A 26,017-nucleotide genomic window follows, 5' to 3' on the forward strand; every position below is an offset into this window, starting at 1 on the left:
GAGACGCGGACGGTGCAGAAGAAGGATATCGGGCTGGCGGTGCTGGTCCTGACGGTGGCGGCGGTGGTCGCGGCCCTGAACCCCAGGTTCCTCTCGCCCATCAACCTCGCCAACACGGCGAACCTGATCGGGCTGTTCGGCCTGTTCTCGATCGCCGAGGCCTTCGTCATCGTGACGGCGGGCATCGAGTTGTCGGTCGGCTCGGTCATCGCCCTTCTCGGCGTCCTTTTCGTCGACATGATCGTGAACCAGGGTGTGCCCTGGCCCATCGCAACGGTCCTCGTGATGGTCCTGGGGGCTGTGATCGGCCTTCTGCACGGCCTCCTGGTCACGAAGATGAAACTCCAGCCCTTCGTCGTGACGCTCTGCGGCCTTCTGATCTATCGCGGCATCGCACGCTTCTACACCGCCGACGGCACCGCCGGATTTTCCTTCGGAGACAGTTTCCCCTGGCTTGAATGGGTGATCTCGGGCCGCACCTCGGGCGTGCCGCATTCCATCGTCGCCTTCGGAGTCGTCGCCGTGGCGTCGTGGTTCCTGCTGCACCGGACGGTCTTCGGCCGCCACCTCTTCGCTGTCGGCAAGAACGAGGAGGCGGCGCGCTTTGCCGGTATCAACACCACGCGCGTCATCATCCTGGCCTACGTCATTTGCTCGGTCCTCACCGGCCTTTCGGCGGTGTTCTTCGCCATGTACACGCGGTCGATCCACCCTGCCTCGCACGGCAGCTTCTACGAGCTTTACGCCATCGCGGCGGCGGTCCTCGGCGGCTTTTCCCTGCGCGGCGGCGAAGGCTCCATTGTGGGCGTCGTCCTGGGCGTGATCCTCCTCCAGGTGCTCCAGAACCTCGTGAACCTGCTCGGCATCCCGTCGTCGCTGAACTTCGCGGTGATGGGGGGCGTCATCCTGATCGGCGTCATCGCGGACACGCAATTCGCGCGCTACAGAACTGCGAAACGACAGGCGGCGGCGCTTGCCTCGCTGAACGCCGGGCGGGCCGAGCCGAGCGGCGGCTAGGTCTCCTGCCCGCCGTTCACCGCGATCATCTGCCCCGTCAGGAACCGCGCTTCGGGCGAGGCGAGGAAGGCGACCGTCGCGGCGATGTCGTCGGGCGTGCCCATGAAGCCGGCGGGAATCTTCGCCGCCCGTGACGGGTCGTCGGCGTCCACATCCTCGGACCTGATCTGCCCCGGCGATACGATGTTCGCGGTGATCCCCTTGGGCGCGAACTCTTCGGACAACGCCTTTGTCAGACCCCAGACCCCGTGTTTTGCGGCCGAGATCGGGGCGCCCTCGAAATAGCCGTGGATCGCCTTCATCCCGGCGAAGTTGACGATCCGCCCCCAGCCGTGCTCGACCATGCCGGGCAGGAACGCCCGGCAGGCTCGGAAAGCCCCTGTCAGCGCCACGTCGATCACCGCGTCCCAGTCCTCGTCCGTCGTCTCGAGAAACGGCTTGTGCGGACGGCGGGCCGCGTTGTTCACGACGATATCGACCGTCCCGAACCGTTCGAGGGCTGCGGCCACGATCCGCTCGACGTCCCCGGCGCTGCCCATGTCGCCCATCAGAACGAGGGCCGACGCGCCTGCCGCCTGGACCCGACGCGCCGTCTCCTTGCAGGCGTCTTCGTCCCGCGAGCCGTTGACGACGACGTTGCATCCCATCTCCGCGAGACGGACCGAGATCGCGCGACCAATGTTGTGGCCAGAGCCGGAAACGAAGGCGGTGCGCCCCGCCAGAGTGCCGTTCGCCATGCTGTATCCTCCCGATTGCGTGGGATCGAAGTAACGTTGAGGGATTCATCATTCAACAGAATATTGTTGACAATCGACAATCGCTGCCTTGTGATCCGGTCATGCAGAATGCCAATGGCACCCCGGAAACAGCGCAGAGGTTCCGCCAGCGCCCCCTCGTGCAGGAGGTGCGCGACGAGCTTGAGCGCATGATCCTGGGCGGCGAGGTCGAGGCCGGCGAACGGCTGAACGAGATCGTCCTCGCCCGTCAGATGGGTGTCAGCCGCGGTCCGGTAAGGGAGGCCGCAAGGTCGCTGGAGCGTGAGGGGCTCGTCCGGGCCGTGGCGAACCAGGGCGTCTATGTGCGAAAGCTGTCCCTCGAGGATGCACTCGAACTCTACGACCTGCGGGCGCTCATGGCGGGCGAGCTCTGCGCCTCCGTGGCCGCGATGCCTGGCGCGCACATCCGGGCGGATCTGCGCGACCTCGTCGACACGATGGACGACCTCATCGCCGGTGACGACCAGGACAGCTATTTCACCGCGAACCTCGCCTTCCACGACCACATCGCGGCCGTGGCGGGGCTCGAACGCACGCGGTCGCTCTACGTGGCGCTCGGCAAGGAGGTGCGGCTCTTCCGGCTGCGCGTCCTCAACGGGCTGGCCTCGCTCGTCGTTTCGAACGCCGAACATCGCCGCATCCTCGCCGCCATCGAGGCGGGCGACGTCGAGACTGCGCGAACGGAAGGACGGAACCATCACCTGAACGGCAAGCGGCGTCTGCTCGAGACGCTCAATGGATGAAGACCGTCTCGCAAGACGGCACCACAACGAACAAATCAGGGAGGAGGACCCAAATGAACTTCATGGCTCACACCGCCGCGCGGCGGATCTTCGGGACGGCGATGGCCGCGGCGGTCGCCGTGCCCCTCGCCTTTGCCGGGATGGCAGCAGCGCAGGACTACCCGTCTGCGGACGAAACGCTCGACTGGACCATCGCTTTCGGACCGGGCGGCGGCAACGACATCATGGCCCGCAGCATCGTCGAGATCCTCAACAAGTACGATCTCTATCCCGGTGACATCAAAGTGGAAAACCGCGCCGGTGGATCGGGCGCCGTCGGCTGGGGCTACCTCGCCAGCCAGGCCGGGAACCCCTACGGCATCTCGACGACCTCGGGCAGTTTCGTGACGACGCCGCTTCAGGCCGACACGGGCTGGGCGCCCGAGGACTTCACGCCTGTGGCGCTTCTGGCCACGGACGATCTTGTTCTCGTGGTGAACGGTTCATCCGAGATACAGAACATCGAGGAGTTCATCGCCTACGCCAAGGAGAACCCGATCAACATCGGCGGTACGGGCACGGTCAACGTCGACTTCATCGTGCCGACGCTTTTCGCTCAGGCGGCCGGTTTCGAGTTCGACTACGTGTCGTTCAACGACATGTCCGAACAGACGACCGCCCTTCTGTCGAACGCACTCGACGCAATGGTGGGTAACCCGGGCGAGATCCTGGGCCTCATCGAATCCGGCGACCTGCGCCCCCTCGTCTTCTCGGGCCAGAACATCCCGGACGCTCTCGCAGGCGTGCCGACCATGGGCGACATCGGCTACGACATCGGCGTGTCGATGCCGCGCGGCCTGATCCTGGCGCCGGACGCTCCGGCCGAGGCGCAGGAATGGTGGATCGAGACCATGAAGAAGGTCGTCGATACCCCTGAATGGAAAGAATATATCGCCTCGAACACCCTCACGCCGACGGTGATCTATGGCGAGGACTTCCGGACCTTCCTGACCAAAACCAAGAACGGTTTCGAAGAGGTCCTGAAATCCGTCGGCGCGGTGCAGTAGACCCGTCCGGCTAACGCGATCCGGCCACCCCGCACAGGGTGGCCGGCCTTTCCTTCTCGAGGGCAGACATCCATGCGCATCGGCTATCTGGTCGTCCTGCTGGCGGGGGCGGTGTTCTACAGCTACGTCGCCTTCGCCGACCTCAACTTCATGACGCGCACCGGACGGCTGGGACCCGGCTTCTTTCCCCGTATGATCGGCGGAATGGCCATCGTCGCCCTGATCTGGGCCATCCTGGACGAGATGCGATCGGCCACGCCCCAGGACGAGGAGGAGACGCGCTGGTCCGACGTCCTGGTGCTGATGGTGCTGGCGGTCGGCTATGCCGTCCTTCTGCGCCTCTTCGGCGGTTTCGTCGCGACGGTGATCTTCCTTCTGGTGGCGCTCGCCCTGCTCAATCGCGGCCGGCACATCACAAACGTGGCGGTTTCGTTCCTCGTGCCGACGGGCGTCTACCTGCTTTTCGACCAGCTTCTGAACGCGGGCATGCCTCCGGGCCTGTTCGAGATCCTCTGACACACCGCGCCGCGCGCAGCCCCCCGGAGCCGACCCGATGGACATCTTCTCCGACCTCTTCATGGGTTTCTCGGTCGCAGTGACACCGATGAACCTGGTCTACCTCTTCGCGGGAGCGATGGTGGGCATGGTGGTCGGCGTCATCCCTGGCTTCGGCCCTTCGGCCGGCCTCGCGATCCTTCTGCCCGTGACGCTCGGGATGGACCCGATTGGCGCGGTGATGATGCTGGCCGCGATCTATTACGGCGCGATGTACGGCGGCACGATCACCTCGATCCTGCTGAACACGCCGGGCGAAAGCGCCACGGTCGCCTCGACCTTCGACGGCTTCCCGCTGGCGAAGAACGGCCGCGCGGGGCCGGCGCTCGTCATGCAGGCGGCGGCCTCTTTCGTGGGAGGCACCGTGGGCGTCATCCTGATCACCATCCTCGCCCCGCTCTTCGGGCAGGTCTCGCGCAGCTTCGGGCCGCCCGAGTACTTCCTGCTGGCGGTCATGGGGATGCTGACGCTGATCGTGATGATCGGCGAGAACTGGAAGCTGGGCGTGATATCGGCCCTGATCGGCTTCGCGCTCGGCACCGTCGGCGTCGACCTTGAGACCGGGCAGAGCCGCTATACCTTCGGGTCGGCCGAGCTGATCGGAGGCATCTACTTCATCCCCGTCGCCATCGGCCTCTTCGGCCTGGGCGAGCTGTTCTACGCCTTTTACAACGGCCTGCACCGCACCGGGACGGGCGGCATCGTGCAGTACGACAAGGAAGAGAGGTTCTGGCCGACGGCGCAGGACTGGATCTCGACCCGCTGGACCATGGTGCGCGGGTCGATCCTTGGCTTCGTGGTCGGCGTCATCCCCGGCGCCGGGGCGACCATCGCCTCGCTCATGGCCTATTCCCTCGAACGCTCGATCTCGAAGGCGCCCGAGAAGTTCGGCAAGGGCGAGATGCAGGGCCTCGTCGCGCCCGAAACGGCGAATAACGCGGCCTCGTCGGGCGCGATGATCCCGCTTCTGACGCTCGGCATTCCGGGATCGGCCTCGACCGCCGTGCTTCTCGCCGCCTTCCTGCTCTGGGGGATGCGTCCCGGTCCCTTGTTCATGGAGCAGAACCCGGAACTGGCCTGGGGCCTGATCGCGTCGATGTACCTGGGCAACATGGTGCTTCTGGCCATCAACATCTTCGCCATCCCACTCTTCGTGCAGATCATCAAGGTGCCCTACCGCATCCTCGGCCCCGTCGTGGTCGTGATCTGCGCGCTTGGCACCTTCAGCGTGCATTCGAGCTTCGTCGAAACCTGGATCATGTTCGCGGCGGGGTTCGTCGGGTTCTTTATGCGGCTCTACGGCTTCTCGCCCGCCGCGCTGGTGCTGGCGCTGGTGCTGGGACCGCTCGCCGAAGAGGCGCTGCGCCAGACGCTGACGATCTCGCGCGGGTCGTTCATGATCTTCGTCGAGCGCGCGCCGTCGCTCTGGATCATCGGCGTGACCGTGTTCCTCGTCGTCCTTCTGCCGCTGATGGGCCGGTTCGGCAGGGGCTCCGGCGACGCCGAAAAGGCCGGGGGCTGACCCCATGCCCCGCCTCCCCTACGGAGAGGCGGTGGAGCTTGCGGAAGCCGCGTTCCGGCGGGCGGGTGTGAGGGCTGACGATGCCGGTCTTGCCGCGTCGATGCTCGCCGAAGCCGAGGGCATGGGGATCGTCACGCACGGACTGTCGCGGGTCGGAACCTATGTCGGCCGCATCGAGGCCGGCGGGATCGACGCCCGCGCCGTCGTCCCGATCGTCTCGCCCGCCCCCGCCCTGCGACGTCTCGACGGGGCGAACGGCCTTGGCCCGGTCATAGCCGAACGCGCACGCCTCGCTGCCTCCGAGGCGGCCCGGACCTGCGGCGCGGGCGTGGCGGTCGTCCGGCGCGTCAGCCACGTCGGCGCCTTGGCTCCGCTTCTCCGGCGTGCGGCCGACGACGGCTTCGCCGCGATCGTCACCACCAACACCGCGCCGATGCTCGCACCGGCGGGCGGACGTGAGGCGCGGATCGGGAACGCTCCCATAGGCCTTGCGGTGCCCGACCCGGGCGGGCGGCACCTGATCCTCGACATGGCGCTGTCGACCGTCTCGCGGTCGCGCATCAGGGCAGCGGCCAAAGCGGGGGAGACGATCCCGGCGGATTGGGCGACGGACGAACACGGGCGACCCACCACCGATCCGTCGCGCGCGCTGACGGGCATTCTGCGCGCCATCGGCGGCGACAAGGGGGCGAACCTCGCCCTTGGTCTCGACCTGATGCTGGCGACGCTGGCGGGTGCCGCGATGCTGACCGAGATCCCGAATGCGGCCGAGACGCCGGACAGCCCCCAGGGGCTTGGACTGATGGTTGCGCTGATCGACGCGGAACGGTTGCGACCTGCTCGCGAACGGGCCGGACGATTGGACGAGGCGCGCACCATCCTGAGCGGGACGGCGCGGGTGGATGAAGGCGTTCCGATCCGGCTTCCCGGAGATCGCGCGCTGGCACGTCTTGCCGAAGCTCGGGCATCGGGTCTCGATCTGTCGGACGAGTGCGTCGCGATGCTGCGCCGGCTCGGCGGCTGAGCGTCAGGCTCCGACGATTTCCTTCATCGCCTGCAGGAACTGCGCCACCTCGGCCTCGGAGTTGTAGTGGCATAGCGAGACGCGCACACAGGTGGCGAGGCCGAGCGGATCGAGGATGTTGCCCGAGTAGTGGTCGGCCTTGCGGCTATGGACGCGGATGCCGCGCTCACGCAGGGCAGCGACGATTTCGGGCGCTTCGCTGCCGCTCAGCGCGAAGGACACCAGCCCCTCGCGGCGCGGGTTGTCGACGCCGCCAACGATGCGGACGCCAGGCAACTCGGCCAGCCCCGCGAGGTTGCCGGTGCCGTAGAGCATGGCGTCGGTCAGCCGCTTCTCGTGGTCGTGGATCGCCTCGCCGGCGGCGACGATGCGCGCGCGGCGGTCGGTGGCGTCGGAGACCTGTCCGCCAAGCCAGTCGAAGTAGGCGACGACGTCCGAGAAAGTGGCGTAGGAGCCGGTGTCGCGCGTCCCCATCTCCCAGGGCGCGCCGGGCGCGTTCATCAGCGTATCGTGCGGCAGAGCGCTCAGACGGTCCGAGACCCAGGCGACGCCGTAGCCGTGGCGCGAGAAGACCTTGTAGGGAGAGACGACATAGCCGTCGATGTCGTAGCTCTCGATGTCGAGACGGCCGTGGGCCGCGTGCTGAATGCCGTCGACGATGATGATGCAGTCGGGCGAGACGGTACGGATCGCCCGCGCTATGGCGGCGACATCGACGCCCATGCCGGTGACCGGCGAGGTGTGGACGATGGTGGCGACGCGGGTGTCGGGCGTCAGCGCATCGGCATAATGCTCCGGTCCGACCGATCCGGTCTCGTCGTCATGCGCGACGACCACATGGGCCTTGCCCGCCACCTTCGCCCATCTGTCAGCGGCGCTGCGCGAGGCCGGATGCTCCATCGAGCTTCCGACGACGCGGCCGCCCTCGGGCGTGCCGAGACAGGCGACGGAGATCAGGCGGAACAGAAGCTCGGTCCCGCTTTCGCCGACGAAGAACTGACCTTCAGGCGCGTTGAAGAGGACACGCATGTCGGCCTTCGCGCGGTCGATGATCTCGACGAGCGCCTTCGACGCCGGATTGTCGCGGCCCTGGTTGTCAGGGATGGCGGCCATCTTCGCCGAGGTCTCGACCACCGACTTGAGGGTCAGCGCACCGCCCGCGTTCTCGAAGAACACCCGCTCGCCCTCGAAGGGGCAGGTGTCGACATGCGCGAAACGGTCGCGGATTTCGGACAGGAGAGCGGGCGAGAAGCCCGTGGCGGCGGTATCCTTCATGGCATCTTCCATGTTGCGGTGGCGAGTGCGGCGAGCTTGCCGTCGGCTCCGGTCAGCCGGCTCTCCATGAACGAGATCGACCGACCTTTCTTGATGAACCGCCCCTCGCAGGTGACCTGACCGTCCATGACAGGGCGGGTGAACTGGATCTTCATCTCGATGGTGGCGCCGGGTCCGGCCACCTTCTTCGCGAGATGGCCCATCGAGATATCCATCGCCGTCGCCATGACCCCGCCGTGCAGCGAGCCCTGCGGATTGCGCAGCATGTCCGTCACCTCGAAGGTCACGCGGCAGCAGTCCTTGTCCGCGTCGGCGGCGTCTTCGGGCAGGTACTCGAAGCCGAGGTCCAGGAAGCGGGCCAGGAAGAACGTCTCGAAGTCCTGCGCGTGGCTGTCGAGCGCATCTTCGAAACGCGCGCGGGCGGCGTCGGCGTCGATGCGCCGGGCATCATCGGCCATGGGTCAGGATCCGACGAACTGCGGCTTGCGCTTCTCGAGGAAGGCGCGGCGGCCCTCGACGTAGTCCTGGCTGTCGAAGCATTCCTTCACGCGGCGGTCGCATTCGGCGAGGTCGCGCGCGCTTTCGTCCTTCAGCGTCTCGCCCACGATGTACTTGACCGAGGCGACGGTCATCGGCGCGTTGCCCGCGATGGTCTCGGCCATTTCGGTCGCCGCGGCCTCGACCTGCCCGTCCGGGACGACGCGGTTGACGAGCCCCATGACGCGGGCCTCCTCGGCGTCGAAGCGGCGGGCGGTGAAGAAGATCTCCTTGGCGAAGGCCGGCCCCACGACGTCGACCAGCCGCTTGATGCCGGGGAAGCCGTAGCCGAGGCCGAGCTTCGCCGCCGGGATCGCGAAACTCGACGAGGTCCCGCAGATCCGAACGTCGCAACACAGCGCCAGCGCCACGCCGCCGCCGATGCAGAAGCCGTCGATCTGCGCGATGGTGGGTTTCGGGAAGGCCGCGATCATGTCGTAGACCCGTTTCGTGGTCGCGTTGTAGCGCGCCACACCCTCCTCGCTCGCCCGTTCGCTTTCGAACTTCGAGACGTCCGCGCCCGAGACAAAGGCTTTTCCGCCCGCACCCGACAGGATCAGGATGCGCACGCCCTGGTCGGACTGGAACCGCGTCACCGCCTCCTCGACCGCTTCCCACATTTCCAGCGAGACGGCGTTCCGCTTTTCCGGTTGGTTGAAGACGATGCGGGCGATATCGCCCGAGCGTTCGGTGAGGATCTTGTCGGTCATGGGTCCGTTCCTAAGTCAGATGGCGCCGGCGGCCTTCATGGCCTCGATCTCGGCGTCGGAATAGCCGATTTCGGCGAGGATTTCGGCCGAATGCTCCCCCGCCAGCGGCGGCGGCATGGCGATGTGGCTTGGCGTGCGGCTCATCAGGATCGGTTGCCCGACAAGCCTCGTGTCGCCGCGCTCGCGGCTTTTCACGGGCTGGGCGAGGCCCAGATGCTCGACCTGCGGTTCGCGGAAGACCTGGCCGATGTCGTTGATCTCGCCCGCCGGCACGCCCGCCTCGTTCATCGCGTCGACCCATTCTGCGGTGGTGCGGGTCAGCGTGATCGCCTCGATCTCGTCGCCGAGCGCGTCGCGATTCTCGGACCGCGCGGGCGCCGTCTTGTAGCGGTCGTCCTCGAGCCAGTCGTCGCGTCCGAACGCACGGGCGAAGCGAACCCAGATCTCCTGCCCCGCGACGGCGAGGTTCATGTGGCCGTCCTTGGTGCGGAAGACGCCGGTGGGGATCGACGTCGGGTGGTTGTTGCCCGCCTGGCCCGGCACCTCGCCGTCCATCAGATAGCGCGCGGCCTGGAAGTCGAGCATGAAGACCTGGGCCTGAAGAAGCGAGGTCTGGACCCACTGGCCCATGCCCGACCTCTGCCGCTCGATCAGCGCGACGAGGATGCCCTGCGCAGCGAAGAGCCCGGCGCAGAGATCCGCAATCGGGATGCCGACGCGCATAGGCCCCTCTCCGGGCTTGCCGGTGATCGACATGAGCCCGCCCATGCCCTGGGCGATCTGGTCGAAACCGGGACGGGCCGCCAGAGGACCGTCCTGTCCAAAGCCCGAGATAGAGGCGTAGACGAGGCCCGGGTTCTCTTTCGACAGCGCCGCGTAGTCGATGCCAAGCCGCGTCTTCACGTCGGGCCGGAAGTTCTCGACCACCACGTCCGCCGTCTTCGCAAGGCGGTGGAAGGCCTCGCGACCGCCGTCTGTCTTGAGATCCAGCGTCAGGCTGCGCTTGTTGCGGTGCAGGTTCTGGAAGTCGGGACCGGAGCGCGGACCGCCCAGTTGCGCCTTGTCGGACGGCGCTTCGATCTTGATGACATCGGCGCCCCAGTCGGCGAGCTGGCGCACGCAGGTCGGCCCCGAGCGTACGCGCGTCAGGTCGAGGACACGGATGCCGCGAAGGGCTTCGCTCGCGACGGGACGCTCTGCCCCTGCCCCGCCCTGGCCGTCGACGCTGTCGGTCCGGTTCGCGGGCTGCGGCATGTTGGCTCTCCCGTGGTGATCCTGCGCTGACTAGAAGTATGACAGCGATTGAGGATAGGCAATATAAATGTTAATTGTTGACAGAATTCAGTTGGCAGGCGAGGAGACGTCATGAGCATCCAGGCCAGGTCCATCGGCGCTGCACGCGCCACCCTTGCGGGCGAGGTCAGGTCCGAGATCGAGCGCATGATCGTCGAAGGCGACCTTGCCGCCGGCGAGAAGCTGAACGAACTGGTCCTGTCGACCGCCATGGGCGTCAGTCGCGGCACGGTGCGCGAGGCGATCCGTTCGCTTGCCGATTCCGGGCTCATCGACCTTATCGCCAATCGCGGCGCCTTCGTCCACGAAACCACCCTGGCCGAGGTGCGCAACCTCTATGACCTGCGGGGCGCGATCTTCGCGATGGCTTGCTCGTCGGCTGCGTCGCGCGTTGCCGAGGGCGACGAGCCGAGACTGGTCCGCGGCATGGACGAGAACCTCGACCGGATGAGGGAAGCGCTGAGGGACAACGACACCAAGGCCTATTACGCGCTGAACATCGTCTTCCACGACATGCTGATGACTGCCGCGGGCAATCCGAAGGCGAAGACGATCTATGACAACCTCGTCAAGGAAATGCACCTCTTCCGCCGGCGCGGCCTGTCCATCGCCACCAACATCGCGCGATCCATCGACGAACACGAAGTCATCCGCGCCGCCGTCTCGGCGGGAGAGGCCGAAGCGGCGCGCAACGCGGCGCTGGACCACATCCGCTCGGGGCTTGGCCGCTACATGAAGATGCTGTCCCAGGATGACATGGCGGCCGGCTGAGAAGGAACGCACCCCGACATGGCCAATCCGCTTTACGACCGCCTCTTCAAGCCGCACGAGGGGCAGGACACGCCCTTCCTGATCCTCGCGGACGGCTCGGTCATCACCCACGCCGCCTTCCTCGAAATGTCCGGATGGCTTGCGGCTGCGCTGTCATCGCTCGGTCTTGTGCCTGGCGACCGGGTGGCGGTCCACGTTCAGAAATCGCCGGAAGCGCTGGCGCTCTATGCAGCCTGCATCCGCGCAGGTCTGGTCTTTCTGCCGCTCAACACGGCCTACACCCCGCGCGAACTGGACTACTTCGTGACCGACAGCGAGGCTGCGCTTTTCGTCTGCGATCCGGGCGAGGCCGAGGCGCTGGCCGAAGTCGCAAGGGGTGCGCAGGCGAAGCTTCTCACGCTCGACGCTGATGGCACGGGTTCGCTGTCCGAGGCAGCCGCCGTGCAGACGTCGACGCCGCCGCCCGCCGCGCGGGGCGAGGACGACATCGCCGCGCTGCTCTACACCTCGGGCACGACGGGGCGGTCCAAGGGGGCCATGCTGACCCACAGGAACCTTCTGTCGAACGCCGAGGCGCTGGTCGAGGCCTGGCGCTTCACATCGGACGATGTCCTCCTCCACGCATTGCCGATCTTTCATGCGCACGGTCTTTTCGTCGCGACGAACACGCTTCTGATGGCGGGGGGATCGCTGATCTTCCTGCCGAAGTTCGATCAGGACGCGGTCATCGCCGCCCTGCCCCGCGCCACCACGATGATGGGCGTGCCCACCTTCTACACCCGCCTACTGGACGATCCGCGCTTCACTAGGGACCTCGTGTCCCACATGCGGCTCTTCATCTCCGGCTCAGCGCCTCTCCTGGCCGAAACCCACATCCGTTTCGAGGAACGGACCGGGCATCGCATCCTCGAGCGCTACGGAATGACCGAGACCAGCATGAACACCTCGAACCCCTACGAGGGCGAACGTCGCGCAGGGACGGTCGGCTTCCCCCTGCCCGGCGTCGAGGCGAAGGTCTGCGATCCCGCCACCGGCGCCGAGGTCGCGCAGGGCGAGATCGGCGTCCTGCATGTGCGCGGACCGAACGTGTTCAAGGGTTATTGGCGGATGCCCGAGAAGACAAAGGCCGAGATTCTCGAGGACGGGTTCTTCATCACGGGCGACCTCGCCCGGATCGACGGGGACGGCTACGTCCACATCGTGGGGCGCGGCAAGGATCTCATCATCTCGGGCGGCTACAACATCTACCCGAAGGAGATCGAGCTTTTCCTCGACGCCCAGCCCGGCGTGAAGGAAAGCGCGGTCGTCGGCGCGCCTCACCCGGACTTTGGCGAAACCGTCGTGGCCGTCATCGTTCCGCAAGACAAGGCCGCGCCCGACCTCGCGGCCATCGAAGCCGCCGCACGGACCGAACTTGCGGGCTTCAAGCGACCCCGCCGCTATGAGTTGGTGGACGAGTTGCCCCGAAACACCATGGGCAAGGTTCAGAAGGCCGACCTGCGCGCGCGGTTCGCGAATACCTTCACCCCCTCCTGACATCGCTCGGAAAAGAAAACGCCCCGGGACAGGCCCGGGGCGTTTGCGTACCGGTGACCCGCGTCCGATACACGGACGCGCGCGCGGTGGGGGATATCGTCAGGCGGCGTCGAGAAGCGCGTCCTCTTCGTCGTCCGGCAGCATGGCCTGGGCCGTCTCGCTGACCACGCCCTGACCCGAGACAAGCGCGTCCCAGAGGTCTTCGTGGCCCGCGCTGACCGCGTCCTGACCGCCGACCGTCTGCACCGCGACCTTGCCCGACCCCGAGGCCAGCTTCAGCGTCACGGTATCGGTCTCGTAGTCGACCACGATCGTCGCGTCGCGCGATCCGAGGCCCGAGACCGATGCCTCGTCGAAGAGACCGATGATCTCGTCGACCTCCATCAGCGTGAAAGCGCTTCCTGCGCTGGCCGAGAGGCCGGCGAGGTTGATCGTCAGGTTCGTGTCGCCCAGATCGGCCCCGGACTTGACATCGCTGTCGCCAAAGGCGCCCGAGCGGAACTCGGAGATCGAGCCCAGGTCGCCGCCCTCGGTGAGGAACTCGAGCGTCGAGCCCGCGTGCATGTCGAGGATCGCCATACCCCCGTCCTCGCCGTCGAAGCCGGCGCGGCCCGCACCCGAGATCGAGAGCTTGTCGCCGCTCTCGACGTCGAACTCTGCGTTGTCGGTGGCGAGGATCGCCTGCCCGCCGGTGACCGACAGGTCGGCTCCCGACATGGCGCCGGTGTTCACGAAGCGCCCGCCCATGACGTCGATGTCGAGGTTCGCGGCATCCCCGCCTTCGGTCCAGAACTGACCGGCCGAGGTGATGTCGAGGCTGCCGGCATAGTCGCCGGTGACACCGCCCGCGACGGTCAGCTTGCCGCCGTAGACCTGAAGCTCGCCGTCCGGCCCGAATTCGAGCTCGTCGATGGTGGCATTGGTCCCGAAGACGACGTGGTTACCGCCCAGGTCGACGTCGTCCTCGGCATAGAGGCCGGGAAGGTCGTCGGTGCTCCAGTTTAGGTGGTTGTCCCACCGGACCCCGTCGCCGAGGTCGTTCGGGATGAAGCGCAGCGTCTCGGCGCCGTCGCGCATGTCGGCCTCGATGCCGAAGCCTTCCTGGAAGAACTTGATGATGAGGTCGGCGTCGACCACGTCATCGAGCGTGCCGTCGGCCTGCGCCCTCAGATAGTCGGCCAGGTCGCCGATCGTCGCCTCGTTCGTGCCCAGAAGCTGCGCGGTGAAGCGCTGGATCGTGGTCGCGTCCATGACGGACGGGTCCAGACCCTCGACGTTCACGTCGACGTCCTTGTCGGGATACTCGAAGGCGCGCGCGCCCATCCAGTTCCAGACGATGGTGTCGTTGTAGTAGGGATCGATCGACCGGTTCGCGTCGTTGATCCAGTACTTGTAGTCCAGCTCGGACGGGTCGTCCGGGTTGGCGAGGTGCGCGACCACGTTGTCGACGAGCGAGGTCATCAGCGCATCGTCCGTCAGGCCGAGCGTGAAGGCCCCGACCATGTCGGCGTCCTTGTGGGCGCCCGAGGTCACGATGTTGCCGCTGAGGAGCGAGTAGTACCCGACGTAGCCCGCGTCCTTGTAGTCTCCGCCGACCGTAGCGAAGGCCGCGTTGTTGTCGATGAAGACGTTGTCCTCGATGAAGCCGCCCGGACGCACCTGCGCGCCGAAGGACGAGGCCCGCATCGAGATCGAGTCGCGGAGCGTGATGTCGGTGTTGTCGTTGCCGATGTACATGTTGTGGCTGTACATCGTGGGTGGCTGCGGCGACGACGCGTCCTGGCCGGTGAAGCCAAGCTCGTAGCCGTTCAGGTCGAAGAAGTTGCCTTCGAGCAGGACGCCGTTGTTGAAGTTGGCGAAGATGCCCTGGGCGCGGTCCCACGACCCCTGCCATTCGGCGTTGACCGGGGCTTCGTTGTGGACGTCCGTGAAGTCGGAGTTGCGGACCGTCACGCCGTCCTGATGCATCACATCCATCTCGACGTATTTTACGCTGATGTCGTCGAAGATGATGTTGCCGCCCGCCTGAGCGAAGAAGACACCGCCGCGGAACTCGAGCCCCTGCACGACGAGGTTGGTGCTGCCTTCGTTGTTCTGGAGGAACTCCTCGGTCAGGATCGGCTTGTCGCCCGAGCCGTAGGCTCCGACATAGAGCGGGTGCAGCGGGTCCTCGCCGTCGGTGTCGCGGATCATCACGCGGCCGAGGTCGTCATAGGTGTAGCCGCGCTCGAACAGAAGCCAGTTCGACGTTTCCGAGCCGCGAGGCGTCGCCGCGTGCCAGAGCGCCATGCCGGCGTCCTCGGCCAGGGCCAGGCCTTCACTCTGGCCATAGGTGCCGTTCGCGAGAAGCCACTCGCCGGTGACCTGGCTTACGTCCATGCCTTCGGCGCGGGCGATGTCGGCCAGCGACAGCGCGTCGCCGGAGCCCGAGACGTAGACCTTGGTGTGGTTCTCGCCCGCCTCGACGACGACGTTGTCGTTCTCGTCGGTCTCGAGCATGTAGTGCGACGTGCCGGTGGCCCAGCCAGCGGCCTGATCGCCCTCGACGCACCTCATGTTGACCGTATGCGTGGTCGTGCTGCCGTCGGCGTGGGTCGCCTCGTAGCGGAAGCTCTGCGATCCGGTGTAGGTCTCGCCGGTCATCACGAGAGCCAGCGTGCCGTCGGGGTTCACCGTGACATGGCCATGCTCAACGTCCGAGATGATGCGGACGGCGGTGACATCGTCGCCCACGGCGTCGAGCGTGTGGGTCCGTCCGGTCACCACGTCGATGGTGCCGTTGACGACGATCGGATCGGTGTCGGCGCCGTCGCTGTTGGTCGACTGGCCGGGGTTCGTGATGTCGATCGGGCTGTCGCTGCCGCCGGTGGGTTCCTCGGCCGGCTCTTCGGTCGGAACCTCGTCGGTCGGCTCCTCGACGGGTTCTTCTACGGGTTCCTCGGTCGGTTCCTCAGTCGGGACTTCGTTCGTCGGCTCCTCGACCGGCGTCTCGTCCACGGGCTCCTCGACGGGCTCTTCCACAGGCTCTTCGGTCGGAACCTCGTTCGTCGGCTCTTCGACGGGGGTCTCGTCGACAGGCTCCTCGACGGGCTCTTCGACGGGCTCTTCCACAGGCTCTTCGGTCGGGACCTCGTTGGTCGGCTCCTCGACAGGCGCTTGGGGCTCCTCTTCGACAGGCTCCTCGACCGGCTCTTCCTCGGTCTGGCTGCCGGTGTCGACCGGGATGGGATCCTTGTCGGGCTTGCCGTTGCCCTTGCCGTTGTTGTCCACCTTGCCGTCAGCGGTCATGCTGCCGTCACCGCCCCCCGAGCCAAAGGCTGCTGCACTTCCAAAGAGGCCGAACAGGATCAGGAGAAAGTTCATTCCTCGACCCTCCCGACAAATCCATTGTGCGGGCGTTTACACGTCACGTTCATTTTGAGAGCTCCGTCCGTTTGGCGCATCGTTTTTTGATTTTTTTGGCCGCACACAGGCCACTCGGAACGCGATCAGATGGGAGCCTGATTGAGGCGTCGCTTGGGGCGTATTGTGACCAAGCGATGGCAATTGGTTCCCGTCGGATCGACCAACACGGCACAGGGCTAGATTTGTTCGGAACCGTCTACAAATGGGGGATTTCCGCTCGGCAATGGACTGCAAATGGGCGGATTGTTGACGGCAAATTGCTGCCATCCGTGCGGCGCGCACACAAAACGGGAGGCTGGTGAGCGGAATTCCGAGCATTAAACCCGGGATTGTTCCCGGGTTTGACCTTGGGTCATTTGCCAATATTGGCAGAAACGCGGCAGGGGAATTGGAATTTGGCGAAAGTGGGGCAGAAGAATCGCGGGTTGTGACCCGCCCTTGCCCCGAATCCGGCGCTTGCGCCCCTAGCGGGCCACACCGATCGCGTTGACGTAAATCGAACGAAGCGTCGTCGTGGCGCAGATGAAGAGCCGATTCTTCTTCCGTCCTCCGAAGACGACGTTCGCTACGACCTCGTCTATGAGGATCTTGCCCAGAAGCGTCCCGTCGGCGTCATAGCAATGGACGCCGTCGCGCGCCGAGGTCCAGATGTTGCCGCCCGTATCGACCCGGAATCCGTCGAAGAGGCCCGCGGTCTTGCTGACGATCAGGTCGGCACCCTCGCCCAGCCTGTCGCCTGTCACCGGATAGCTGCGGATGCGCGGCGTGTGGTCCGGCTTATGCGTCTGCCCGGTGTCGGCGACATAAAGCAGGCTCTCGTCCGGCGAGAAGCCGAGACCGTTCGGCTGAACCATGTCGGTGACAACGCAGGTGACCGCGCCATCGGGGGCGATCCGGTAGACGTTGCGCGACCCGATCTCGGACGGCGACTGGTCGCCCTCGTATTCGCTGTCGATGCCGTAGGACGGATCGGTGAACCATATCGAGCCGTCCGACTTCACCACCACGTCGTTGGGCGAGTTGAAGCGCTTGCCCTCGAACCTGTCCGCCAGGATCGTCAGCGAACCGTCATGCTCGATCCGGCTGACCTGCCGGCCCCGATGTTCGCAGGCGACGAGACGGCCCTCGAGGTCGACGGTGTGGCCGTTCTGGTTGCGGCAGGGCTGCTCGAAGACCGAGACCGCGCCCGAGCATTCGTCCCACCGCATTACCCGGTCGTTCGGGATGTCGGACCAGACGAGGTACTTGCCCGCCGCGAGGTAGGCCGGACCCTCGCACCAGCGCCCACCCTCCCAGAGAAGGTCGATGTTGGCATTCTTGTGGATCAGCTTGCGAAAGCGCTCGTCCACGATCTCGTAGTGTTCGCCAGGCATCGCCGCTCCCCGATCTTGTGCTGGTGCGACTTTGGCGAGCCGTCTTTGGTTGGTCAAGTGGGGCTCAAATCCCGGCAGGAGCCCCCTCTCAGGAATATTGACAGGTATTTGTCGGACAAATACGTTGCACAAGAGATCGTCCGGCACGGGACCGGGCGGCCAGGGGGGAATTTCGTGGCCGAAGCGGGGGCGCAGACCACACGCAGCGAGACCGGATCTGCCGTCGACGGCGTCGTCGAAAGCATCCGGGCGCTGATCGGGAGGGACGGCCTGACGGTGGGCGACAGCCTTCCGACCGAGCGCGAACTCTGCGACGCCTTCGGCGCCTCGCGCAACACCGTCCGCGAAGCGATGCGCATCCTGAAGGCCTACGGCATCGTCGAGGTGCGTCCCAAGGTCGGGGCGACGATCATCGACAACCGCATGGCCTCGGCCTTCGAGATGTTCTCGTTCAATGTCCTCGACCTGTCGCCCAAGACCTTCAGCGACATCCAGGGCTTCCGCGCGCTGCTCGAGGTCTCGTCGGTCGAAACGCTCTTCGAGCGCATGACGCCCTCCGACCTGGCCGAGCTGAGACGCATCAACACCAAGCTGACCGACATGCCACATGTGGACGTCGCCTCGGAGTACGACTTCGAATTCCACACCAAGCTGATGAGCCTGCTCGACAACAAGGCCATCCTCGACGTCTACGGCCTGATGAAGCCCGTGATCCTGCGCATCATGAAGATGGGCAAGTCGCGGCGCACCTTCGAGACCACCACCTACCGCGAGCACGAGGCCATCCTCGCGGCGGCCGAGGCGGGCGACCGCCTGGGCTACCAGTACCTGATGAAGACGCATCTGAACGCCGGGTACGCCCTTTTCCAGAAGACCGCCGCTCCCGAGGCCGGGAAGCGGGACATCACGTCATGACTTTCTAGGGAGGAAAGACAATGAACCTCAGATCGACCGCCCTCGCCGCGCTTCTTGCCGGCCTGGGAACCGCCGCCTTCGCCGGCCCCTCCGTCGTGGACGGACCGGGCGTCGACCCGTCCTGCTTCGCGCCGTGGGACGCATCCACCAAGCACTTCCAGTGGGAGGCCCAGGAAGGCCCCTACCGCATCGCCATCGTCAACGGTTTCGTCGGCAACACCTGGCGGATCCAGATGATCAAGACCGCCAAGGCCTATGCCGAGGATCCCGCCGTCAAGGACAAGATCGCCGAATTCAAGGTGGTCTCGACCGGCACCGACGCCCCCGCGCAGCTTGGCGCCATCGAGGACTTCATCAACCAGGGCTACGACGCGATCGTTACGATCGCCGTCTCGCCCGACGGGTTCGACCGGGTCATCCGCCTTGCGGACCGCGAGAATGTCGTCCTCGTGCCCTTCGACAACGTGCTCGACACCGACGCGGTCATGCAGGTCAACGAGGACCAGCTTGCCATGGGCCGCATGTGGGCCGAGTTCGCACTGAAGGAGCTGGACGCCAAGGGCGTCAGCTCGGGCAAGATCCTCGAGGTGCGCGGACTTCCGGGCAACTCGGTCGACCGGGACCGCTCGATCGGCATCAACGAGGTCCTGGCCGCCGATGACGGCACCTGGGAGATCGTGTCGGTCGTCGGCAACTGGGACGACGGCACCACGCAGAAGGTGGTTGCCGACGCCATCGCCGTGCATGGCCAGTTCGAGGCCATCATCGGCCAGGGCGGGTCGAACGGCGTCATCCAGGCGCTGACCGACGCGGGCCACCCCTGGGTGCCGGTCGCGGGCGAATCCGAGAACGGCTTCCGCAAGGCCATCGCCGAGCATTCCGACGAGGGCCTGAAAGGCATCTCGATCGGCCAGTCGCCCGGCCTCGTCGCCGTGGCGATGAAAGCGGCGATCTCGGCGCTGGAAGGCAACGTGATGCCGCAGCTCATCTCGGTCCCGCTTCCGGTGGCGACCTATGAGGAGCTGGAGGACGGCAAGAACTTCTGGTCCGACCTGCCCGACAACTTCTTCACGGTGAACGAATTCCCGCCCTGCGGCGTGAACGTCTCGGGCCCTGCGATCATGGCGCAGGACGAAACCGACGTGAAGTGATGCAAGACGCGGCGGCGCTCCAGGGGGCGCCGCCGACCCCATACCACGAGGCAGGCATGGACAGCACGACCCCGCACGTCGCCCTGGAAGGCGTCTCGCGCTACTTCGGCGGCATCACCGCCCTGAAGGACGTGGACTTCCAGTGCCGCCGCGGCACGATCCACGCGATTCTGGGCGAGAACGGCGCGGGCAAATCGACGCTCATCAAGATCATGGCGGGCGTCCTGCCGCCCAGCGAGGGCCGGATGCTTCTCGACGGCAGGCCGGTCGCCTTTCGCAGTCCCGCCGAAGCGCGCGACGCCGGCATCGTCTGCATCTTCCAGGAGCTGTCGCTGATCCCGGACCTGTCGGTCGCCGACAACATCTTCATCGACCGCCCCCCCCGCAGCCTGGGCCTCATCGACCGCCGGGCGCAGCGCCGCCGCTCCGAGGAGCTTCTGGCGCGGATCGACTGCGAGGACGTGAACCCCGACACCAACGTGCGCGACCTCAGCCTGTCGCGCCGCCAGATGGTCGAGATCGCCAAGGCCATCTCGAAGAACCCGTCCGTCCTGATCCTCGACGAGGCGACCTCGGCCCTGACGAGCCGTGACGTCCAGACCGTCTACGACCTTCTCGGCAAGCTGCGCGAGGACAACGTGGCGAGCCTCTTCATCAGCCACCGGATGCACGAGGTAGACGCACTCTGCGACACGCTGTCGGTCTTCCGCAACGGCCACCACATCGAGACCTTCGGCAAGGGCGAGAGGACGAGTGGCGAGATCGTGCGCCTGATGATCGGCCGCGACATCGAGGCCCAGTTCCCGCCGAAGCCCGCGCCCGTTGCCGGCAAGTCGCCCGCGCTCAAGGTCGAGGCCCTGAAGTGGGAGGACCGGCTCAAGGGCATCGACATCGAGGTCGCACCGGGCGAGATCCTCGGCCTCGGCGGCCTCGACGGTCAGGGACACAAGGAACTGCTGCTCGCGCTCTTCGGGGTGCTTAAGGGCGTCACGGGCCGCATCGAACTCGGCGGCCGCCCGTATCGACCCGCGTCTCCCGCCAGGGCCAAGCGGCAGCCGACCTCGCTCGCCCTCGTGCCCGAGGATCGCAAGACCGAGGGGCTGATGCTGCAACTCTCCATCGCCGACAACCTGCTGACTCCGAATTACGCCCGCGTCTCGACCGGCCCCCTGATCGACCGGAGCCGCGCCGATACGGCCATCGCGGACGCCGTGACCCAGCTACAGATCAAGGTTGGCGACGTCACCGACAAGGTCGAGACGCTGTCCGGCGGCAACCAGCAGAAGGTCGTCATCGCCAAATGGCTGATCGACGACCCCGACGTGATCCTTCTGAACGATCCCACGCGCGGCATCGACGTGGGCACAAAGCAGGAGATCTATCGCCTGATGCGCCAGCTTGCCGACGCCGGAAAGGCCATCGTCCTCTACTCCACCGACTATGACGAGCTGATCGGCTGCTGCGACCGCGTCTCGATCCTCTACGACGGCCGCGTGGTCGCCGAACTCGATGGCGAGCGTCTGACCGAAGAGAACATCGTCTCGGCCTCGCTGAATATCCCCGGCGGGGAGGCGGCCTGATGCGCGACCTTATCCTCAGGAACCGCGCCTTCGCCGGCGCCCTCGCGATGTTCCTGGTCCTGTTCCTCGGCTACCACGCGCTGCATCCGCGCGGCTTCTCGACCGCGGTCTTCATCCAGAACGCCAACGAAAGCGTCGCCATCGCCTTCGTCGCCATGGCGCAGACGATCCCGGTCCTGATGGGCGGGCTCGACCTCTCTGTAGGCGCGGTGATGACGCTGGCGAACTGCATCGCCTCGCACCTCGTCACGGGCTCGCCCGTGCAGATGGTGCTGGGCATGATCGTCACGCTCGCCTGCGGCACCGCCTTCGGCCTGATGAACGGCCTTATCGTGGTCTACGGCCGCATCCAGCCCATCATCGCGACGCTCGCCACGGGGGCCATCGCCATCGGTCTGGCCCTCATCATCCGTCCCTCGCCCGGCGGCGAGATCGACGGCGACCTGAACTGGGCGGTGACCAACGCGGTCTTCGACTTCGCCGAAACCTACGGCCTTGCCGACGACGGCAACGCCGCCTGGCTGCAGCCCTTCGTCAACATACCCGTGCCTCTCATCATCCTTCTCGTGATCGGATTCGGGGTCTGGATCCCCTTCAAGCGCACCGTCACCGGGCGCACGGTCTATGCCATCGGCTCGGCGGAAAGTGCCGCCTTCATGTCCGGTCTTCCGGTCCGTCGCGCCAAGATCGCGGCCTTTACGCTGGCGGGATTTTTCGCGTCCTGCGGCGGGCTCTACCTTGCCATCCAGACCTCGTCCGGCAATGCCGACGTGTCGCAGGCGGGGGCCTATACGCTTAATTCCATCGCCGCCGTCGTCCTGGGAGGGTCCTCGCTTCTGGGAGGCATCGGCGGCGCCATCGGCTCGCTGGTCGGCGCGGGCATCCTGCGCGTGATCTCGTTCTACTTCCGCATTCTCTCCATCGACCCGCTCCTGCAACCTCTGATCGAGGGGCTTGTCCTTCTCGTCGCGGTCTCGCTTGGCGCGCTGCGCACGCTCAGGGTCAAGAACAGGCTGGAGCTTTTCCGATGACCCCCTTCGCGCGCCTCTCGCCCGAGAACCGCCCCATCGCCATCGCCGCGATCTTCGTCGTGGTCATCGTCCTCTTCGGCACGGTCTACACATTGTCGACCCAGGGCACCGCGCCGATGCTGTCACCCGGCTATCTGTTGCAACAGCTTCAGATCGGCTCGTTCCTCGGCATCTGCGCCGCCGGCATGATGGTGGTGATCCTTCTCGGCCACATCGACCTGTCGGTGCCATGGACGCTGACGGCGGCGGCGATGATGGCGACGACCGTGGGCGGGCCATGGGCCATCCCGACCGGGCTTGCCGTGGGACTCCTCGTCGGTCTCCTCAACGGCTTCGGCGTGGCTTACCTGCGCATTCCCTCGATGATCTTCACGCTCGGCGTCGACTCGGTCCTGCGTGGCCTGATGGTCGCGCATACCGGCGGCTTCGCGCCGCAGACCACCGCCTCGCCGCTCATGCGCTTCCTCGCCGCGGACCGCATCGCGGGTATCCCCGTGGCGATCTTCGTCTGGGCCGGCGTGTCTCTTGTGATCGCAGGCATCCTGACGCGCACCGGCCTCGGCAAGGCCATCTACGCCACCGGCGCGAAAGAGGGCGCCGCCTACCTGTCAGGCATCCGCACGCGCGGCGTCATCGTCGCGGCCTTCGTGATCTCGGCTCTCTGCGCCTCGACGGCCGGCGTCCTTCTCGCCGGGTACTCGGCCAAGGCCTATCAGGGCATGGGCAACGCCTTCCTTCTGCCCGCCATCGCCGCCGTCGTTCTGGGCGGCACGCACATCCTCGGCGGGCGCGGTCGCTATGCCGGAACGCTCGTGGGCGTGATCCTGATCGTCTTCCTCAATTCCGTCCTGTCGATCATGCAGATGCCGGAGGCCTTTCGCCAGATCATCTACGGCGTCGTCATCGTGGGGATGCTGCTGGTCTATGGCCGGGAGGGCGGATCGCGCACCTGAGACTCTTGTCGGTTTGACAGCCCTGCCGCCGGACGCCACCCTGACGGCAGGGAGGTGCCAGCCATGCCGCGCGACGTCGTGATCGACACCCATCACCACCTCTGGCGGATCGACCGGGGCGATTACTTCTGGATGTCGCCCGACTTGGGCGTGCTTTACCGCGACTACGGACCGGACGACCTCGCCCCGCATCTGAACGCGGCGGGCGTCACGAGGACGATCCTCGTCCAGGCCGCCGATACCGAGGCCGAGACCGATTTCCTGCTCGACCTCGCCGCGCGGACCGACTGGATCGCCGGCGTCTGCGGCTGGCTCGACCTCGACGACGAGGCCTTTCCCGACCGACTTGCCGCACGAATGGAGAACCCGTGGTTCAAGTCGCTGCGTCCGATGCTTCAGGACCTCGCGCCCGACGACTGGATCCTGAAGCCGCGCGCCCTGAAGAACCTCGCGCACATGGCAGAGACGGGCGCCCGGTTCGAGGTGCTGACGAAGCCGCCGCAGCTTCCGCACGCCGTCGAGGCGCTGCGCCGCACGCCGGGCCTCAAGGCCGTGGTCAATCACCTCTCGAAACCCGACATCGCGGGGCGCATGTGGGAACCCTGGGCGGGCGCGATGGACGAACTCGCGGCGATACCGGACGTCTTCTGCAAGATCTCGGGTATGGTGACCGAGGCCGGACCGGATTGGACGACGGACGACCTGACCCCTTATGCCGTCCACGCGCTGGAATCCTTCGGTCCCGACCGCTGCATGTTCGGCTCGGACTGGCCCGTTGCGCTTCTGGCGGCAGAGAGCTACGGCGACGTGCTCGACACCGCGCGGACGATCCTGGCGCCCTACCTGGACGCCACCGCACGGCGGAAGGTCTTCCATGACACCGGCGCGGCGTTCTACGGGATTTGAGTCTCAGCCCGAGTGCAGGAAGTGCAGGACGTCGCCGTCCTTCACGTCATAGGTCTTGCCCTCGACGCGCATCTTGCCCGCGTCCTTCGCCCCCGTCTCGCCGTTCAGCGCGACATAGTCGTCATAGGCGATGGTCTCGGCGCGGATGAAGCCCTTCTCGAAGTCGCCGTGGATCACGCCGGCCGCCTGCGGCGCCAGCGTGCCCTTGCGGATCGTCCAGGCCCGCGCTTCCTTCGGGCCGACCGTGAAATAGGTCTGAAGCCCCAGAAGCCCGTAGCCCGCCCGGATCAGCCGGTCGAGGCCTGCTTCCTCCAGTCCCATCTCGGAGAGGAACATCTCCGCCTCCTCGCGGTCGAGCTGGCTGATCTCCTCCTCGATCCGGGCCGAGATCACGACCGAGGCCGCACCCTGCTCGGCCGCCATCTGGGCCACCCGCTCGGACTGCGCGTTGCCCGTCGCCGCCTCGGCCTCGGAGACGTTGCACACGAACAGCACGGGCTTCGACGTCAGAAGCTGAAGCGCCTTCCAGGCCTTCTGGTCCTCCTCGTCGACCGCGACCGACCGCGCCGGACGCCCCTGCTCCAGGGCCGCCTGCGCGGCCTTCAGCAGACGCTCCTGCGCCACGGCTTCCTTGTCGCCGCCGCGCACCTTGCGCACGATGTTCTGCAGCCGCCGCTCGATGGACTCGAGATCGGCGAGCATCAATTCGGTCTCGATGGTCTCGGCATCCGCGATGGGATCGACGCGACCCTCGACATGGGTCACGTCGCCGTCCTCGAAGCAGCGCAGGACGTGCGCGATGGCATCGACCTCGCGGATGTTGGCCAGGAACTGGTTGCCCAGACCCTCGCCCTTGGACGCGCCCTTCACGAGGCCCGCGATGTCGACGAAGGTGATCCGCGCCGGAACGACCTGCTTCGACTTCGCGATCGTTGCCAGCTTGTCCAGGCGCGCATCCGGCACCGCCACCTCGCCCACGTTGGGTTCGATGGTGCAGAAGGGAAAGTTGGCCGCCTGCGCCGCGGCGGTCCGCGTCAGCGCATTGAACAGCGTCGACTTGCCGACGTTCGGCAGGCCCACGATCCCGGTCTTGAAGCCCATCGCGGACCCTCCTTCGGCAAAGACGACGCCTTCTACGGCGGCGCCCCGCCCGCCGCAACCCGGGGGTTGCCAGCCGCCGTCCACCCTATGTAAGTTGATATCAACACAATAGGGAGTCGACCGATGCAGCCGATCATCTACCTCTTCTTTCCGGGCAACTGCCGCGAGGCGTTCGAAACCTACGGCCGCGTCTTCGACGCCTCGCCCGAGATCATGTCCTTCGCCGACATGCCACCCGAGGCCCAGGGCTCGATGCCCGGCGTCACGAACGACATGGTGATGCACGCGTCGCTCAAGATCGGCGACGGCTGGATCTACGGCAGCGACGATCCCTCGATCTCGACGCAGGAGATGGCCGGCTGCAACGTCTCGCTCGCCTTCCCGACCGAGGCCGAGACACGCCGCGTCTGGGACGCCCTGTCCGAGGGCGGAGAGATCAGGATGCCGCTGCAACCGGAATTCTTCGCACCGCTCTACGGCGCCATGTCCGACCGCTTCGGCATCCGCTGGATGATCATGCAGGACGGCGAGGCGTCGTGACGCCCTAGTCGCGCGCCCGGCTCTCGCGGCCCTGGAAGATGATGAACCATGCCAGGAGCACGAACATCGGATGCGTCAGCCCGCCCGAGAAGAAAAGCGCGGGCAGCCAAATGAAGAAAATGATGACGCCCAGGAAGGGTCGACCGGCGAAGACGATCGACAGGGGCGGCAGAAGGATGGCGAGCAAGTAGTTCATGACCGTCATTTGGGGCGCGCCCTGCCGGTTGTCCAGTCCCGGCGCGGCGCTAGGTCAGGAG

General features: G+C 66.3%; 24 protein-coding genes. 15 read left to right on the forward strand and 9 right to left on the reverse strand.

The window, feature by feature from the left end; genetic code table 11:
- The first annotated feature begins 12 nt into the window (after positions 1-12).
- On the forward strand, positions 13-1,017 hold the full coding sequence (locus EF888_RS15965) for an ABC transporter permease (RefSeq protein ID WP_109759863.1): 1,005 nt from the start codon (positions 13-15) through the stop codon (positions 1,015-1,017).
- Here EF888_RS15965 and EF888_RS15970 read toward each other — a convergent pair.
- Positions 1,014-1,754, reverse strand: a complete 741-nt coding sequence (locus EF888_RS15970) for an SDR family NAD(P)-dependent oxidoreductase (protein ID WP_109759862.1) — start codon at positions 1,752-1,754, stop codon at positions 1,014-1,016. The two genes, EF888_RS15965 and EF888_RS15970, sit on opposite strands and share 4 nt — an antisense overlap.
- Before the next feature lie 101 nt (positions 1,755-1,855).
- On the opposite strand from EF888_RS15970, the gene EF888_RS15975 reads away from it, so the two are divergent.
- The 5 genes from EF888_RS15975 (at position 1,856) to EF888_RS15995 (ending at position 6,683) form a co-directional block, all read left to right on the forward strand.
- On the forward strand, positions 1,856-2,536 hold the full coding sequence (locus EF888_RS15975; RefSeq protein WP_109759861.1) for a GntR family transcriptional regulator: 681 nt from the start codon (positions 1,856-1,858) through the stop codon (positions 2,534-2,536).
- 53 nt (positions 2,537-2,589) lie between these two features.
- Positions 2,590-3,582 (forward strand): Bug family tripartite tricarboxylate transporter substrate binding protein, encoded by a 993-nt coding sequence (locus EF888_RS15980; RefSeq protein ID WP_241239698.1) that lies wholly within the window; start codon positions 2,590-2,592, stop codon positions 3,580-3,582.
- Between the two features lie 72 nt (positions 3,583-3,654).
- Positions 3,655-4,098: a tripartite tricarboxylate transporter TctB family protein gene (locus EF888_RS15985; protein WP_109759860.1), complete on the forward strand. Its 444-nt coding sequence runs from the start codon at positions 3,655-3,657 to the stop codon at positions 4,096-4,098.
- Positions 4,099-4,135: 37 nt separating this feature from the next.
- Positions 4,136-5,659, forward strand: coding sequence for a tripartite tricarboxylate transporter permease (locus EF888_RS15990; RefSeq protein ID WP_109759859.1), 1,524 nt, complete (start codon positions 4,136-4,138; stop codon positions 5,657-5,659).
- A 4-nt stretch (positions 5,660-5,663) separates the two neighbouring features.
- Positions 5,664-6,683 carry an Ldh family oxidoreductase gene (locus EF888_RS15995; RefSeq protein WP_109759858.1) on the forward strand — a complete coding sequence of 340 codons (1,020 nt, stop codon included), beginning with the start codon at positions 5,664-5,666 and terminating at the stop codon, positions 6,681-6,683.
- 3 nt (positions 6,684-6,686) lie between these two features.
- On the opposite strand, the gene EF888_RS16000 is transcribed toward EF888_RS15995, so the two are convergent.
- From EF888_RS16000 to EF888_RS16015, 4 genes are read right to left on the reverse strand one after another with little or no spacing between them, the layout of a single operon-like run.
- Positions 6,687-7,958, reverse strand: coding sequence for an aminotransferase class V-fold PLP-dependent enzyme (locus EF888_RS16000; protein WP_109759857.1), 1,272 nt, complete (start codon positions 7,956-7,958; stop codon positions 6,687-6,689).
- Positions 7,955-8,416 carry a PaaI family thioesterase gene (locus EF888_RS16005; protein ID WP_109759856.1) on the reverse strand — a complete coding sequence of 154 codons (462 nt, stop codon included), beginning with the start codon at positions 8,414-8,416 and terminating at the stop codon, positions 7,955-7,957. Before EF888_RS16005 ends, EF888_RS16000 begins: the two co-directional genes overlap by 4 nt.
- Before the next feature lie 3 nt (positions 8,417-8,419).
- Complete coding sequence (locus EF888_RS16010; protein ID WP_109759855.1) at positions 8,420-9,205, reverse strand: enoyl-CoA hydratase; 786 nt, start codon at positions 9,203-9,205, stop codon at positions 8,420-8,422.
- 15 nt (positions 9,206-9,220) lie between these two features.
- Positions 9,221-10,459 carry a CaiB/BaiF CoA transferase family protein gene (locus tag EF888_RS16015; RefSeq protein ID WP_109759854.1) on the reverse strand — a complete coding sequence of 413 codons (1,239 nt, stop codon included), beginning with the start codon at positions 10,457-10,459 and terminating at the stop codon, positions 9,221-9,223.
- 111 nt (positions 10,460-10,570) lie between these two features.
- On the opposite strand from EF888_RS16015, the gene EF888_RS16020 reads away from it, so the two are divergent.
- Complete coding sequence (locus tag EF888_RS16020; RefSeq protein ID WP_109759853.1) at positions 10,571-11,269, forward strand: GntR family transcriptional regulator; 699 nt, start codon at positions 10,571-10,573, stop codon at positions 11,267-11,269.
- A gap of 18 nt (positions 11,270-11,287) precedes the next feature.
- Entirely contained in the window at positions 11,288-12,805 is a 1,518-nt protein-coding gene (locus EF888_RS16025) for a malonate--CoA ligase (RefSeq protein ID WP_109759852.1), read from the forward strand.
- 99 nt (positions 12,806-12,904) lie between these two features.
- Here the strand turns inward: EF888_RS16025 and EF888_RS22085 are convergent, their stop codons facing one another.
- Both EF888_RS22085 and EF888_RS16040 read right to left on the reverse strand, forming a co-directional pair.
- Positions 12,905-16,168 carry an Ig-like domain-containing protein gene (locus tag EF888_RS22085; RefSeq protein ID WP_206508347.1) on the reverse strand — a complete coding sequence of 1,088 codons (3,264 nt, stop codon included), beginning with the start codon at positions 16,166-16,168 and terminating at the stop codon, positions 12,905-12,907.
- A gap of 506 nt (positions 16,169-16,674) precedes the next feature.
- Entirely contained in the window at positions 16,675-17,583 is a 909-nt protein-coding gene (locus EF888_RS16040; RefSeq protein ID WP_109759851.1) for an SMP-30/gluconolactonase/LRE family protein, read from the reverse strand.
- Between the two features lie 174 nt (positions 17,584-17,757).
- Here EF888_RS16040 and EF888_RS21935 point away from each other — a divergent pair, with 174 nt between their 5' ends.
- From EF888_RS21935 to EF888_RS16070, 6 genes are all read left to right on the forward strand, one after another.
- Positions 17,758-18,498, forward strand: coding sequence for a FadR/GntR family transcriptional regulator (locus EF888_RS21935; RefSeq protein WP_164721734.1), 741 nt, complete (start codon positions 17,758-17,760; stop codon positions 18,496-18,498).
- Positions 18,499-18,518: 20 nt separating this feature from the next.
- Positions 18,519-19,649, forward strand: a complete 1,131-nt coding sequence (locus EF888_RS16050) for a sugar ABC transporter substrate-binding protein (RefSeq protein ID WP_109759849.1) — start codon at positions 18,519-18,521, stop codon at positions 19,647-19,649.
- Between the two features lie 56 nt (positions 19,650-19,705).
- A complete protein-coding gene (locus tag EF888_RS16055; protein WP_109759943.1) occupies positions 19,706-21,229 on the forward strand; it encodes a sugar ABC transporter ATP-binding protein in 1,524 nt (507 codons plus the stop codon).
- Positions 21,229-22,260 carry an ABC transporter permease gene (locus tag EF888_RS16060; protein WP_109759848.1) on the forward strand — a complete coding sequence of 344 codons (1,032 nt, stop codon included), beginning with the start codon at positions 21,229-21,231 and terminating at the stop codon, positions 22,258-22,260. Before EF888_RS16055 ends, EF888_RS16060 begins: the two co-directional genes overlap by 1 nt.
- Positions 22,257-23,213, forward strand: a complete 957-nt coding sequence (locus EF888_RS16065; RefSeq protein WP_109759847.1) for an ABC transporter permease — start codon at positions 22,257-22,259, stop codon at positions 23,211-23,213. Before EF888_RS16060 ends, EF888_RS16065 begins: the two co-directional genes overlap by 4 nt.
- A gap of 63 nt (positions 23,214-23,276) precedes the next feature.
- Positions 23,277-24,119: an amidohydrolase family protein gene (locus tag EF888_RS16070; RefSeq protein ID WP_109759846.1), complete on the forward strand. Its 843-nt coding sequence runs from the start codon at positions 23,277-23,279 to the stop codon at positions 24,117-24,119.
- Positions 24,120-24,122: 3 nt separating this feature from the next.
- Here EF888_RS16070 and ychF read toward each other — a convergent pair whose 3' ends face one another.
- Positions 24,123-25,220: a redox-regulated ATPase YchF gene (gene ychF, locus EF888_RS16075; RefSeq protein WP_109759845.1), complete on the reverse strand. Its 1,098-nt coding sequence runs from the start codon at positions 25,218-25,220 to the stop codon at positions 24,123-24,125.
- A 123-nt stretch (positions 25,221-25,343) separates the two neighbouring features.
- Between ychF and EF888_RS16080 the strand changes: the two genes are divergently transcribed.
- The gene (locus EF888_RS16080) at positions 25,344-25,760 is read left to right on the forward strand and encodes a VOC family protein (protein ID WP_109759844.1); all 417 of its coding nucleotides are present in this window, start codon (positions 25,344-25,346) and stop codon (positions 25,758-25,760) included.
- Between the two features lie 4 nt (positions 25,761-25,764).
- Here the strand turns inward: EF888_RS16080 and EF888_RS16085 are convergent, their stop codons facing one another.
- Entirely contained in the window at positions 25,765-25,956 is a 192-nt protein-coding gene (locus tag EF888_RS16085) for a hypothetical protein (RefSeq protein WP_109759942.1), read from the reverse strand.
- Between the last annotated feature and the right edge of the window lie 61 nt (positions 25,957-26,017).

Source organism: Silicimonas algicola, assembly GCF_003970735.1.
GTDB lineage: Bacteria > Pseudomonadota > Alphaproteobacteria > Rhodobacterales > Rhodobacteraceae > Silicimonas > Silicimonas algicola.